Here is a 12717-nt window from a genome sequence, read left to right as displayed (position 1 = left end):
CGTGTGGCGGCATCGCGGGCGACCCGTCCGGCGCGGTGGTGCTGTCCGGCCTGGGCGTCACGGAGCTGAGCGTGGCCATCCCCAGCATCCCGGCGGTGAAGGCGCTGCTCCGGGGCATCTCGATGGCGGACGCGGAGGGGCTGGCCCGGTTGGCGCTGGAGTGCGGCAACGCCGCCGAGGTGCGAGGTCTGGTGCGCGGACTGCTGGCCCGGAACGGAGCGAAGGCGTGAGGCCGACGAAGCGGGGCGTGGTGACGGTCACGTTGAACGCGGCCATCGACCAGACGCTGGAGTGTCCGGGGTTCACGGCGGGCGCGGTGAACCGCGTGGTGGTGGAGACGCGCACGCCGGGAGGCAAGGGCATCAACGTGGCGGCGTTCCTCGCGGGTGGTGCCCGGCCGGTGACGGCGGCGGGCTTCCTGGGCACGGACAACGTGCCGCTGTTCGAGGCGCTGTTCCACGAGCGCGGCATCCAGGACCGCTGCCTCCGGCTGCCCGGCTCCAGCCGGGTGAACATCAAGGTCGTGGACCGCACGAGCGGCGCGGTGACGGACCTGAACCTGCCCGGCCTGCGAGTCCCGGAGGAGGCGCTGGACGCGCTGACGACGACGCTGGATGCGTTGACGGAGGACCACGGCTGCTTCGTGCTGTCGGGCAGCGTGCCGGCGGGAGTGCCCGCGTCCATCTACGCCACGCTGACGGAGCGCCTGCGAGCGAAGGGCGCGCTGGTGGCGGTGGATGCCAGTGGAGAGCCACTGCGCCACGCGGTGGCCGCGAAGCCGGACTTCGTGAAGCCGAACGCGCACGAACTGGGCGAGCTGGTGGGGCGCCCGCTGAGGAACCCGGGCGAAGTGGCGCGCGCCGCGCGGGAGTTGCACGCGGGAGGCATCGGGCTGGTGGTGGTGTCACTGGGAGCGGACGGAGCGCTGTTCGTGTCGGACGACGGCGCATGGCGAGCGTTGCCGCCACCGGTGGAAGTGGCGAGCACCGTGGGCGCGGGCGACGCGCTGGTGGCGGGAGTGCTGGCGGCGAGGCTGGACGGCCACGACCTGGAGACCTGCGCGAGGAGGAGCACGGCCTTCGCGGCGGGGAAGCTCGCGAAGGTGGGCCCGGTGCCGCCGGCGCCGGAGCGTGTGGCGGAGCTGATCTGCGCGGTGCGGATGCACCCGCTGGGCACGGCCTGAGAGACAGCGGCACGACAAGGATTCGACGACGATGGCGAAACTGGTGGCGGTCACAGCCTGTCCCACGGGCATCGCGCATACCTTCATGGCGGCCGAGGCGCTGCGCCGTGTGGCGGACCTCAAGGGCCACGAGCTGTCGGTGGAGTCGCGCGGCGCGGAGGGCGTGCGCACGCCGCTGGATGAAGCCGTGGTGGCGCAGGCCGAAGCCGTCATCCTCGCCACGGACATCACCGTGGACGAGTCGCGCTTCCAGGGCAAACCCCTGGTCCGCACCTCCACGGCGGTGGCCATCCGCGACACCGAGCGCATCATCGACGAGGCCGTGGCCCGCGCCACGCTGCACCGCAAGACGGCGGCCTCCGAGCCAGCTCCGGCCCCTTCAACGGATGCGTCCCGCGCCGGCATGGAGTCACCGCACGGTGGAACCCCGCGCAGGACGGTCTCGCCAGCTGGCATCACGCCTCCATCCCCCGCCCCCGGAACAACGCGCGGTGCGGACACTTCAAGCGAGGGTGCCGCCGCGCCACCGCTCGCGCCCGCCAGCACCTCACGCGGCACAGCCCCATCGGAAGGCCGCTCCGGATCCGGTGCGGCGCACCGCGCGGATGCCCCCGGTGAAGGCCTTGCACCACTGCCCCTCGCCAGCGCCTCGCGCCGCGCGGACACAGCCGCACCCACGCGCACGCCTCCGTCCTCCACGCCCGCGGGCACCCTGGTCGCGGTGACGGCCTGCCCCACGGGTATCGCCCACACCTTCATGGCCGCGGAAGCCCTCACGCGCGCCGCCCGTGCCCGGGGCTATGCCATCCGTGTGGAGACCCAGGGCTCCGTGGGCGCGAAGAACACGCTGACCTCGGAGGAGATCGCCCAGGCGGACGCGGTCATCATCGGCGCGGACACCCACGTCTCCACGGAGCGCTTCGCCGGCAAGCGCCTGCTCCAGACCTCCGTGGGCGAAGCCCTGAAACAGGCCGACCGCGTCGTGGAACAGGCCCTCGCCCTGCCCCCGCCTCCGGGCTCCCTCTCTTCCCTTCCCGCCACCCCTGCCCGCGCTGAACCCGCGGGCGCGTACAAGCACCTGCTCACGGGCGTGTCGTTCATGCTCCCGTTCGTCGTCGCGGGCGGCTTGCTGCTGGCGCTGTCGTTCGTCTTCGGCATCGACGCGTACAAACAACCCGGCACGCTGCCCGCCGCGCTGAAGGGCATTGGCGACGCGGCCTTCGCGCTCATGGTGCCCGCGCTCGCGGGCTATCTCGCGTACTCCATCGCGGACCGCCCCGGCCTCGCGCCGGGCTTCATCGGCGGCATGCTGGCGAACCAGCTCAACGCGGGGTTCCTCGGGGGCATCGCGGCGGGCTTCCTCGCGGGCTACGTGACGCGCACCCTGCGCGACCGCATCCGGCTGCCCGCGAACCTGGAGGGCCTCAAGCCGGTGCTCGTCCTCCCGCTCCTGTCCGCGCTCATCGTCGGCCTGCTGATGACCTACGTCATCGGCGCGCCCGTGGCCGCGCTCATGGGCGCCCTCACCCGCTTCCTCCATGGCCTGTCCGGCACCAACGCCGTGCTCCTGGGCCTGCTGCTGGGCGCGATGATGGCCGTCGACACCGGGGGCCCCATCAACAAGGCCGCCTATGCTTTTGGCGTGGGGCTGCTCGGCTCCAACACCTTCACCCCCATGGCCGCGGTGATGGTCGCGGGCATGACGCCGCCCTTGGGCATCGCCCTCGCCACCGTGGTCGCGAAGCGCCGCTTCACCCTCCAGGAGCGCGAGGCCGGCAAGGCCGCCGCCGTGCTGGGGCTCGCCTTCATCACCGAGGGCGCCATCCCCTTCGCGGCCCGCGACCCGCTGCGCGTCATCCCCGCCATGGCCTTCGGCTCCGCCGTCGCGGGCGCCGTGTCCATGGGCTTCGGCTGCGCGCTGCGAGCCCCCCACGGCGGCGTCTTCGTGTTCGCCATCCCCAACGCCGTGCAGCCGCTGGGCCCCTACGTGCTGGCGCTCGTCGCCGGCACGCTGGCCACCACGCTGGCGCTCGTCGTGCTCAAGCGGCCCCTGCCGGACGCGGGCTGATCAACACCCGCGCGGCAGGTGCACGCGGAAGGTGGTGCCCGCCTCCACCGTGGACGCCACCTCCACCTCGCCGCCGTGCGCGCGGACGATCTGATTCACGATGAAGAGGCCCAGCCCCACGCTGCGGTGCTCGCTGCCCTCGGTGGTGCCGCGGGTCATCGGCTCGAAGAGTACGGGCAGCAGCGCCGGCGGGATGGGCGCCCCCGCGTTCGTCACCGACAGCACCACCTCGCGCTCGTCCCCGCGCGCCTCCACCCGGATTTGCGCGTCCGGGGCGCCGTACTGCACGGCGTTGGTGAGGAGGTTGGTCAGCACCTGCGCGATGCGGTCCGGATCCCACTTCCCGCACCCGCTGCCCTCGCACACCAGGTCCAGCGTGCGGCCCTGCGCGGTGAGCCGCACCTCGTCCACCACCTGCTCGGCCACCTCATGCAGGTTCATGGGCTGGGGCTTCACCGGCAGGGGCATGCCCGTGCGCACGTGGGTGAAGTCCAGCAGGTCGCGGATGAGCCGGTTCGCCCGGTCCGACGAGTCCAGGATGCGCCGCAGCCCCCGGCGGGCCCGGTCGTCCAGGTCGTTCCTGCGCATCAGCGTCGCCGCCGCCAGCGAGATGGCGTTGAGCGGGTTGCGCAGGTCGTGGCTGACGATGCCCATCAGCTGCTCGCGCAGCACCGACGCCTCCTGGGCGCCCAGCAGCTGCGAGTCGCGGTCGGAGAGCACCTCCTCCTGCTCCAGCTGGTGGCCCACCAGGTCCCCCAGGTGGCGGAAGATCTCCAGCGTGTCGTCCGTGAGGTCCGCGGGCCTCGAGTCCAGCGCGCACATCACGCCGAAGAACTCCCCGTTGCGCCGGTACAGCGGCACCGCGATGTAGCTCTCCACGTTGTACATCTTCGGCGCGGGGTGGTTCCGGTAGATCGGATCCTCGCTCGCGTGGTTCACCCGCAGCGGCGTCCCCAGGTTCCGCACGGTGTTGCAGAACGTGGTGCTGACGGCCAGCGTGTCTCCGGCCTTCAGCCCGAAGCCCATCTCGTCCAGCACCGCGCAGCACGTCCACGACTCCGGCGTCACGCGCGCCACCACCGCCAGGCGCAGCCCCGTGGTCCGCGTCAGCACCCGAAGCACCGTCTTCACGGCCTCGATGCGGCTCACGGCCTCGACGTCCGCCGTCACGGACCCGGCGGCACGAATGTGGGGGTTGGCGGGATGGGAAGGGCTCATGAAGTTCCTAACGGCCGAGTCTATCCAGCACGTCCGAGCGATGCTCATGGACTTCGGTCCATGGTGGCGCGCGTCCGCTCGCGGACTACGCCTGGTCACCCGCCGTGCGGCCTTCGAGCTTCTCGATGGCCGCACGCACGGCGGGCGGCACCGGCACCTTCTCGTGCGTCGCGTAGCGCAGCGTCACGATGATGGAGCCACCCCGCGTGTAGAGGACGCCGTCGTCCGCGCCCGCCACCGCGTGCTCGAAGGTGATGGAGGAATTGCCCACCCGCGTGACGCGCGCGCCCGCCACCAGGTTCACCGGGAACACCACCGGCCTGAGGTAGTCCGCGTGCGTGTTCGCCAGGATGGGACCCACCCCGTCCGCCATCGTCGTGTCGGCCCCGGCGCCGGATGGCCCCACCAGCCCGATGCGAGCCATGTACGCGATGCGCGCGGACTCGAACCAGGTGAACGTGCGGGCATTGTTCACGTGCCCGAACGCGTCCATCTCGCTCCAGTGCACGGGGAAGGGCACGACGACGGGGAAGTCCTTCAGGGAAGCGTTCGACATGCCCCCAGGCTCTCAGGGACCGTCCCGCCAGGGAACGGAAACCACGCCTGCCTGCCCTCCAGGAGCCCCGGGCAGGCATGCTAAGCCAGGGGTCCATGGCTCTCCGGTCCACGCTGGCGCCGCCCGGCTTTCCATCCCTTTCCTCCGTCGTCGTCCGGGGTCCTCGCGATGGCCGGTGAGCCCCTGCGCCCTCAAGGGGAACGCCCCTACGACCCGCCCGCGCCCTGGGAGGAACAGGGCCCCACGCCTCCGCCGCAGGTGGTGCGCGAGCGCGGCAGCGCCACCGCCACCAAACCCCAGAAGCACGCGGACATGGTGCGCTGGCTGCACCCCACGCAGGTGCTGCGCACGGGCCTGGACGCGGTGGTGGCCACGGTGTTCGGCGCGAGAGCGGACCACCGGCTCATCGAAGCGGTGGTGCGTCCCCAGCAGCCCTACTTCGACTACTCGGAGGAGAGCGGCGCGGACGGCGACTTCTGGCTCGACTACGTCTCCGACATCGGCGACGGCTGGGACTCCACCTACGCGGTGGCGCGCCTGCTGGCGCTGCCGGAGCTGCGGCTGCCGGAGGAGGACGGCAAGACGGCCCACATCACGCCGCGAGGCCGTGTCCTGGTGTTCGGCGGGGATGAGGTCTACCCGGGTGCCAGCCGCGAGACGTACGAGGAGCGCACGGTGCAGCCCTACGAGGCCGCCATGCGCCGCTCGCAGTCCCCCCACCCGGACCTGTTCGTCATCCCGGGCAACCACGACTGGTACGACGGCCTGTCCGCGTTCATGCGGCTGTTCTGCGCGCAGCGCTGGGTGGCGGGACGCCGCACGAAGCAGAGCCGCAGCTACTTCGCGCTGAAGCTGCCGAAGAACTGGTGGCTCATCGGCACGGACGTGCAGCTCAACAGCGACATCGACGTGCCGCAGGTGGAGTACTTCCGCCAGGTCGCGGAGCAGATGGGCCCCGACGACCGCGTCATCCTCTGCAACGCGGAGCCCGCGTGGGTGCTGGCGGCGGCCGCGCGGCGCGCCAAGGGCAGCTACCTGGAGAACAACCTGGAGTACCTGGAGGAGAAGGTGCTCGGGCGGCGCATCGCCGTGTTCCTCGCGGGCGACCTGCACCACTACCGCCGGCACGAGGACGACACCGGCCAGCACCGCATCACCGCGGGCGGAGGCGGCGCCTTCATGCACCCCACGCACGCGCCCGCGGCGCCCGTGCTGCGCGACGGCTCCACGCTGCGCAAGAGCTTCCCGGACGAGGCCACGTCGCGGAAGCTCGCGCGCAAGAACCTGTTCCTCATCCGGTACAGCCCGCTGTTCGGGCTCATCACCGGCCTGTGGTACCTGCTGCTCGCGCTGGCGGCCTACGCGGAGGTGGGCTCGCTGGGGCTGACCCGCCTGCCGGAGGTGGTGACGGCGGTGGCCAACAGCATGGTCAACCGGCCCTGGACGCTCATCCTCGGGATGGTGACGGTGGGCGGGCTCGCGGGGCTGGCGGACGCGGCGCTCGGGAGGTGGCGCGCGCTGCTGGGCGGCCTGCACGGGGTTGCGCACATCGTGGCGGCGTTCTTCGTCGCCTGGGGCGCCACGTACTTCACGGTGAGCAAGCTGGGCGTGTGCCCGGTGCTGACGGCGGATGGCGCGCACTGCGCGGATGGCTGGCTGCACCTCGCGGGCAAGTTCTTCTTCTCCTGCGCGTTCACCTTCGTGGGCGGCTTCCTCGTGGGCCCGTTCATCACGGGCGTGTACCTCTGGCTGAGCGTGAACTTCTTCGGCGCGCACTCCAACGAGGCCTTCGGGTCGCTCGCGCTGCCGGACTGGAAGAACTTCCTGCGCATGCGCATCGGGAAGGACGGGGCGCTGACCATCTACCCCGTGGGCATCGAGCGCGTGCCGCGCCGCTGGAAGCCCACCGGCGCGGGGCCCATGTCGCCCGCGTTCGACCCGGACGACCCGAAGGCCACCGAGCCGTTCCTCATCGAGCCGCCCATCCGCGTCTGCCGCTGACGCTATCCGTCCGAGCCCGTGACCCGCGACGCGTCCTGCAGGAGCGGCGCGATGCCGGGCTGCTTGCGGGTGAGCGTCACGTAGTCCTGGAGGGCCGCGTCCAGGCCCACGTCGCGCTTCGCGCGCTCGGACAGGAACCACTTGTGCTCCAGCACCTGGCAGTAGAGCTCCGCGGTGTCCGCCGCGCGGCCCAGCTCCTTCTGCAGGCGTGACAGCGTGGGGTGGTAGCGCTCGTCCAGCCAGCGGAACGCGGCCACGCTCAGGGGCACGCTGCGGTCCATCTTGCGCGTGAGCGTGGCCTTCATCTCCTGCATCTCGTTGAGCAGCAGACTCGCCTGGCGCTCCTCCGCGACGATGCCGGTGAGCGTGTGCAGCTGGTGCCGGTGGTACTCGCGGTCCGTGACGATGGTGCGCATGCGCAGCTGGCTGCCCTGCCCGCTCGCGAGGAGCTCCACCTCGCCCACGGAGAAGCCCAGGTCGTTGAGCGTGCGGATCCGCTCGTGGATGCGGTAGCTCTCGTGCGGCTGGAGGATGAGCTCGCGGTTGATTTCGGCCCACAGCCGCTCGTAGCGCTGGCGGATGCTTGCGGCGGTCTCCTGCCAGGCCTCCAGCTCCTGGGGCAGCTCCTCCGCCAGCTCCACGCGAGCGGCCAGGTCCGCCAGGCCTCCGGCGACGTTCTCCTCCATGATCTGCAGGTCCATCTCCCGCTGTCCGGCGGACAGCTGCTCGTGCAATTCGGACGTCTCCGCGTCCACCGCGTACGCCTGCAGCTCGCCCGCGTCGCGGCGGAAGAGCACGTTGGAGAGCGAGCAGTCCCCCCAGAAGAAGCCGCCCAGGTGCAGCCGCACCAGCAGGCCCGCCATCGCGTCCAGCAGCCGGGACCGATAGCGCTCCAGGCCCTGGTGCATGAACAGCGCGCGGTACGGCAGCGACGACGCGAGGTATTGGGTGATGAGCAGCCCGGGCCGGTCCCCGGGCGCGGACTCCAGCCCCGCCTCCGTCTGGACCGCCAGGCCCACGGGACACACCGACGGCAGCCGGCGGTCCTCCAGGCCGCGCAAGAGGTCGTACTCGCGCTGCGCCACGCGCGCGGGCGTCTCCTTGAAGGCGTAGATGGTGGCGCCGTAGCTGACGAAGACGACGACGTGCCGGGACAGGCCGCGCGGCACCTCCACCACGCGCGGTGAACGCTCCGTCCATGCCTCCAGCGGCAGCTCCCACGGAAGGTCGAGGAAGTCCGGGTGCCCCTGCCGGATATGCAGGGAGTGGAGGCGGCGCGCGGGGTGGGACATGGCGGCCACAAGCCTACTGTCCGGGTGAGCGCGGGGCATCCCAGCCCTGCGCTGGCCCGTGTGGAACGTTCGCTGTTAGAGGGAGAAGCCATGCGACCCCTCCGCGGCCTCTCCCTCTGCAGCGCGGCCCTGCTGTCGGCCTGCGCCGGCTCCTCGCCCTCGACGCCCGTCACGCCGCCCGCGTCCGGAAGCATCACGCTCGCCGCGCCTGCGGGAGACGCGTGGTACCGGGGCGCGGTGTTCTACGAGGTGTTCGTGCGCAGCTTCCAGGACTCCAACGGCGATGGCGTGGGGGACCTGCCGGGGCTCATCTCGCGGCTGGACTACCTGAACGACGGCAACCCGGCGACGACGGACGACCTGGGCGTGGACGCGCTGTGGCTGATGCCGGTGTTCGCGTCGCCCAGCTACCACGGCTATGACGTGGTGGACTACGAGCGCATCCAGACGGCGTACGGCTCGCTGGAGGACCTGCAGCGGCTGTGTGACGAGGCGCACCGCCGGGGCATGCGCGTCATCCTCGACTTCGTCATCAACCACACCAGCTCGCAGCATCCGTGGTTCGTGGACTCGGCGTCCTCGCCGCAGTCGCGGAAGCGCGACTGGTACCAGTGGCGTGCGAACAACCCGGGCTGGGCGCAGCCGTGGGACATCTACTCGCAGACCAACACGTGGCATCAGCAGGACACCGGCTGGTACTACGGCGCCTTCTGGGGCGGCATGCCGGACCTGAACTTCCAGACGCCCGCGGTGCGCGAGGAGGTGAAGCGCCTGGCGACGCTGTGGCTCCAGCGCGGCGTGGACGGCTTCCGGCTGGACGCCGCGCGCTACCTCATCGAGACGGGCGGCGGCGCGGGGCAGGCGGACACGCCGGAGACGCACGCATTCTGGAAGGAGTTCTCCGCGCACGTGCGGTCGGTGAAGCCGGACGCGGTGCTGGTGGGTGAGAACTGGAGCGAGACGCCGTCGGTGGCGAAGTACTACGGCTCCACGGCGACGGTGCCGGGAGGGGACGAGCTGCCGCTCAACTTCAACTTCCCCCTGTCCGCGCGAGTGATTGAAGGCATCAACGCGGCCAACGCCGGGGGTGTGGCGTCGAAGCTGCTGGAGATGAAGAACAACTATCCGGCCGGCGTGGCGGACGCGCCCTTCCTCACCAACCACGACATGGTGCGGCTGGCGACGCAGTTCACCAACGACGGGGCGAAGCTGGGGCTCGCGGCGTCGGTGCTGCTGACGCTGCCGGGAGCGCCGTTCCTCTACTACGGCGAAGAGGTGGGCCTGGGGAACGGCAACGCCAACAACGACGAGTCCAAGCGCACGCCGATGCCCTGGACCGCCGCCGCGGGCGGAGGCTTCACCACGGGCTCACCGTGGTACGCGTTCTCCAGCGGCCGGGAGACGGCGAACGTGGAGGCGCAGCGGAGCAACCCGGGGTCGCTGCTGTCGCGCTACCGGTCGCTCATCCACGCGCGACAGGCCTCGGAGGCGCTGCGCAACGGAGGCCTGCGGCTGTTCACGCCGACGACGGGCGTGTCGCGCTCGCTGGCGTTCGTGAGGACGCTGGGCGACGAGCAGGTGCTGGTGGTCCACAACTTCTCCACCGGGCAGGAGTCGGTGGGGCCGTTCGACGTGGAGGGCACGACGGCGGAGCCGCTGTTCCTGGACCCCGGCGTGACGCCGCTCACCGGTGGCACGGGAGCGTGGAAGACGAGCGTGCCGGCCCGCTCCACGGGCATCTGGCGGCTGCGTTAGCTGACGACAGGCTGGCGCCAGGAGCGGGAGAGATGGCCCTCTCCCGCTTCGTTGAAACGGCGGATCAATTCGGCCGCCGCGCCCCGCCCCTGGCGAAGCAGCCATTGCAGCTCCGCGGGCATCAGCACCTTCACGGTGAGGAGCCGGACCTCGCCCCCGGGGAGCGTGAAGCGCGAGGGCAGTGCATCCGTCTCCATGCCGATGAGCACGGCCACGCGGCCCTCGGGGGTAATGAGGGTTTCGGGCAGGCCCACTCCGTCCACCTCCATGGACAGCGTGCCGTTGGTCAGGGAGACACGGAGCTTCTCGAACTCGGCGACCTCATAGGCGACACGTTCGAGGAGACGCACGGGCCAGCTCTTCCACACCTCTCCGAGCGGCTCCGGGGTCTCGATGGCGAGTTCCAGGCCGAAGCCCGCCGTGGGGTGGTCCAGGATGGAGGAGAAAGGATCGGACAGGCCGTCCGTCACGATGAGCATGCCGCCATCAGCGCGTCGCATGGCCTGCCAGACCTGCCGTTTGCCAGGCCATGGGCCGCCTACGACGGGCGGAATGTAGGAGTCATCAGACATGGTGCCGAGCCCGCGCCACACGGCATGACGGGCGATGCGTGCCTGGTCCCACAAGTCACCGCGCTTCTTCGTCTCCGCGCGGCGAACAGGGTCGAAGGTCGGTGGACCCGTGACCGCTTCGAACTTCGCGCCCGTAATGCCCGCACGCTCCATCGCGTCCTTGATGTCCTTGGAGACAATGAGTGAGACCTCCCACTCCGAAGGCCGGAACACCTTGGCGTCGCCCACCTTTGATGGGTCGATGCGCATTCCGGAAATGGTGAAGATTGTTCCAACCTTTTCTGGAAGCCCATCCTCCTCGGTCCAGTAGGCCACCTCGGAGGAAGCCTCTGGATCAATGCAGGGGAAGGCACGAAGGGCATTGAGGATGAAGTACAGCCCTTCATGGGAATCGATCTCGACGGGAATCAACTCGACGTCATTGGGAGCCAGCACTTGGAAGATCGCTGCCAGCCTCGCATTGACAACCGGAGTACCGAACGCCGCGTGAGCGTAGTCACGTGCTTCGCCCACCAAGTCTAATGGAAGCTTGATCTGCCCTTTGAAGTGGGCGGGCTTACCCATACTGAATTGCCAGGGGTCCTCGAGTTCTTGCCGCTGTGCATCCAGTGGATGCCCCAGGCACCAGAATCCCTCAGCAACATCCTCAGCGAGGTCGAAGTAGCTCGTTTCCATGGTGTCCACGCATCACTCAAGGCCTGTGACCATTCGATTCAGGTCCGAGCCAATCCTGGTGATCTCCTCGGCAAGCCGTCCCAGCGCTTTCGTCAACTGCGCTCGACAGCTCGCCATTGAGTTACACGTGCGGGTCGCTCGGTCCAAAGTCCTGAAAACCTGCTCATGGTACTCCTGCGGGTGCGGTCCTCTGTGCCCTGGAACGCGAACCTTGTTCGCCGGATCATCAAGCGACATCCCGGCCTTGTCGAAGATCTTCTGGAACTGCGGTGACCAAGGACCGCCGCGATTCGTGGCGGTCCAGAATTTGTTGGAAGCGATGTGGTGCTCTGGCCCTTCCACATCCGCGCCACTCGCGACGGGGCTCTTTTCGTCCCGCGCGGACATGGCCACGGCATTCGGTGCCAGCACCAGGGTGATGACACCCTCGGAGGACACGGCTGCGGACTCCACCTGCGCCGCCGCGCCCAGCCGGAAGCCACCCATTTCCGCGGCCACCAGGGAGGCCTGCCCTGAACCCGGAAGCGTCGCGACCTTCGCCGCGAACGTCTCCGCCGTGCTGCCCACCGCCGCCAGCGCCAGCATCACGAACGCCCGCGCGGCGTTCTTCCCCATCACCTCGCCGTACTCCTCCCCCACATCGCGAAGCTCATCGAACGTCCGAGCGACCCGCGCCTGTTCGGACAGCTCGATCCAGCCCTGGATGAGGTTCCACACCGTGTCGATGCCCAGGTAGGCGATGAACACCACCGTCATCGTCGCCGCAATGCCCTTCGACACGGGCTCCGGCATCAACCACAGCGCCAGGTACACCGTCCCCGTCGCGACGATGGTGGTGAGTAGCGCCCGCTGATCCGTCATTCCCACCAGCGCTTCGGACGTCTCGTCCCACACCGAGTCCAACGCGATGGCGAATGCCAGCGAGCGCCGCCCGTCCTCATCCAACGTGGTTCCCGTCTCCAGCAGTTGGAGACAGTCCCCCGGTGTTTGCTTGCGCTGGCACCACCGCCCGTAGGCGCTCGCCAGTTCCCGGTCCGCGTCATCCACCAGCAGCCGCGCACGCGTCGGCTCCTCCATGGAGACCAGTCCCAGACGCCCGCGCACGTGCGCATACGCCTTCGTGGAGAACGAGCCCGCGAACAGCCGGTACGCCTCCTCGCGAGGATGCGGGGACACCGGCGCGTCCTCCGCCAGCGTCCGCACCGCCTCCGTGAACGCGTCCTCCTCCAGAGGCTCAGGCGCGACCTCGGCCCGAGGCACATGGACGACCGGCGCCCCCCTCCCCGTCTTCAGCCGGACGCCGCGCGTCGCTGAACACCCCGTGCCCAGCAGCAACAGCAGCACCGCGACCGCCCAGCTCCGGCACGAGGACATGGATGCCTCCAGGGCATCCATCC

General features: G+C 70.2%; 10 protein-coding genes. 5 read left to right on the top strand and 5 right to left on the bottom strand.

All coding sequences use genetic code 11. The annotated features are described in order from the left end of the window. The 3 genes from D7W79_RS44495 to D7W79_RS11520 form a co-directional block, all read left to right on the top strand. Nucleotides 1-230: putative PEP-binding protein (locus tag D7W79_RS44495; protein WP_338078796.1), on the top strand; the 230-nt coding region annotated here is incomplete at its 5' end. Then, the gene (gene pfkB / locus D7W79_RS11530) at nt 227-1183 is read left to right on the top strand and encodes a 1-phosphofructokinase (RefSeq protein ID WP_208729699.1); all 957 of its coding nucleotides are present in this window, start codon (nt 227-229) and stop codon (nt 1181-1183) included. The genes D7W79_RS44495 and pfkB, both read left to right, overlap by 4 nt. Before the next feature lie 31 nt (nt 1184-1214). Beyond that, entirely contained in the window at nt 1215-3251 is a 2037-nt protein-coding gene (locus tag D7W79_RS11520; RefSeq protein WP_208729698.1) for a PTS fructose-like transporter subunit IIB, read from the top strand. Here D7W79_RS11520 and D7W79_RS11515 read toward each other — a convergent pair whose 3' ends face one another. Together D7W79_RS11515 and D7W79_RS11510 are read right to left on the bottom strand one after the other, a co-directional pair. Continuing rightward, nucleotides 3252-4469, bottom strand: coding sequence for a GAF domain-containing sensor histidine kinase (locus D7W79_RS11515; protein ID WP_120525410.1), 1218 nt, complete (start codon nt 4467-4469; stop codon nt 3252-3254). Nucleotides 4470-4554: 85 nt separating this feature from the next. Then, nucleotides 4555-5025 carry an acyl-CoA thioesterase gene (locus D7W79_RS11510; protein WP_120525409.1) on the bottom strand — a complete coding sequence of 157 codons (471 nt, stop codon included), beginning with the start codon at nt 5023-5025 and terminating at the stop codon, nt 4555-4557. Between the two features lie 168 nt (nt 5026-5193). Here D7W79_RS11510 and D7W79_RS11505 point away from each other — a divergent pair, with 168 nt between their 5' ends. After that, a complete protein-coding gene (locus tag D7W79_RS11505; protein ID WP_208729697.1) occupies nt 5194-7026 on the top strand; it encodes a metallophosphoesterase in 1833 nt (610 codons plus the stop codon). A 2-nt stretch (nt 7027-7028) separates the two neighbouring features. Here the strand turns inward: D7W79_RS11505 and D7W79_RS11500 are convergent, their stop codons facing one another. Then, nucleotides 7029-8318, bottom strand: coding sequence for a DUF4032 domain-containing protein (locus tag D7W79_RS11500; RefSeq protein WP_120525415.1), 1290 nt, complete (start codon nt 8316-8318; stop codon nt 7029-7031). 90 nt (nt 8319-8408) lie between these two features. On the opposite strand from D7W79_RS11500, the gene D7W79_RS11495 reads away from it, so the two are divergent. After that, entirely contained in the window at nt 8409-10073 is a 1665-nt protein-coding gene (locus D7W79_RS11495; protein WP_120525408.1) for an alpha-amylase family glycosyl hydrolase, read from the top strand. On the opposite strand, the gene D7W79_RS11490 is transcribed toward D7W79_RS11495, so the two are convergent. Both D7W79_RS11490 and D7W79_RS11485 read right to left on the bottom strand, forming a co-directional pair. After that, on the bottom strand, nt 10070-11320 hold the full coding sequence (locus tag D7W79_RS11490; protein WP_120525414.1) for an imm11 family protein: 1251 nt from the start codon (nt 11318-11320) through the stop codon (nt 10070-10072). The two genes, D7W79_RS11495 and D7W79_RS11490, sit on opposite strands and share 4 nt — an antisense overlap. A 12-nt stretch (nt 11321-11332) precedes the next feature. Next, nucleotides 11333-12694 carry an AHH domain-containing protein gene (locus D7W79_RS11485; RefSeq protein ID WP_120525413.1) on the bottom strand — a complete coding sequence of 454 codons (1362 nt, stop codon included), beginning with the start codon at nt 12692-12694 and terminating at the stop codon, nt 11333-11335. Nucleotides 12695-12717: the final 23 nt, after the last annotated feature.

Source organism: Corallococcus exercitus, from assembly GCF_003611585.1.
In the GTDB taxonomy this organism is placed as follows: domain Bacteria; phylum Myxococcota; class Myxococcia; order Myxococcales; family Myxococcaceae; genus Corallococcus; species Corallococcus exercitus.
The sequence above is the reverse complement of the archived record's forward strand: the minus strand, read 5'-3'. Positions and strand labels throughout refer to the sequence as shown.

Bases quoted from the DNA above. Each gene is read 5' to 3' on its own strand.
- D7W79_RS11520 (WP_208729698.1), top strand. From the start codon at position 1,215: ATGGCGAAACTGGTGGCGGTCACAGCCTGTCCCACGGGCATCGCGCAT.
- D7W79_RS11515 (WP_120525410.1), bottom strand. From the start codon at position 4,469: ATGAGCCCTTCCCATCCCGCCAACCCCCACATTCGTGCCGCCGGGTCC.
- D7W79_RS11510 (WP_120525409.1), bottom strand. From the start codon at position 5,025: ATGTCGAACGCTTCCCTGAAGGACTTCCCCGTCGTCGTGCCCTTCCCC.
- D7W79_RS11505 (WP_208729697.1), top strand. From the start codon at position 5,194: ATGGCCGGTGAGCCCCTGCGCCCTCAAGGGGAACGCCCCTACGACCCG.
- D7W79_RS11500 (WP_120525415.1), bottom strand. From the start codon at position 8,318: ATGTCCCACCCCGCGCGCCGCCTCCACTCCCTGCATATCCGGCAGGGG.
- D7W79_RS11495 (WP_120525408.1), top strand. From the start codon at position 8,409: ATGCGACCCCTCCGCGGCCTCTCCCTCTGCAGCGCGGCCCTGCTGTCG.
- D7W79_RS11490 (WP_120525414.1), bottom strand. From the start codon at position 11,320: ATGGAAACGAGCTACTTCGACCTCGCTGAGGATGTTGCTGAGGGATTC.
- D7W79_RS11485 (WP_120525413.1), bottom strand. From the start codon at position 12,694: ATGTCCTCGTGCCGGAGCTGGGCGGTCGCGGTGCTGCTGTTGCTGCTG.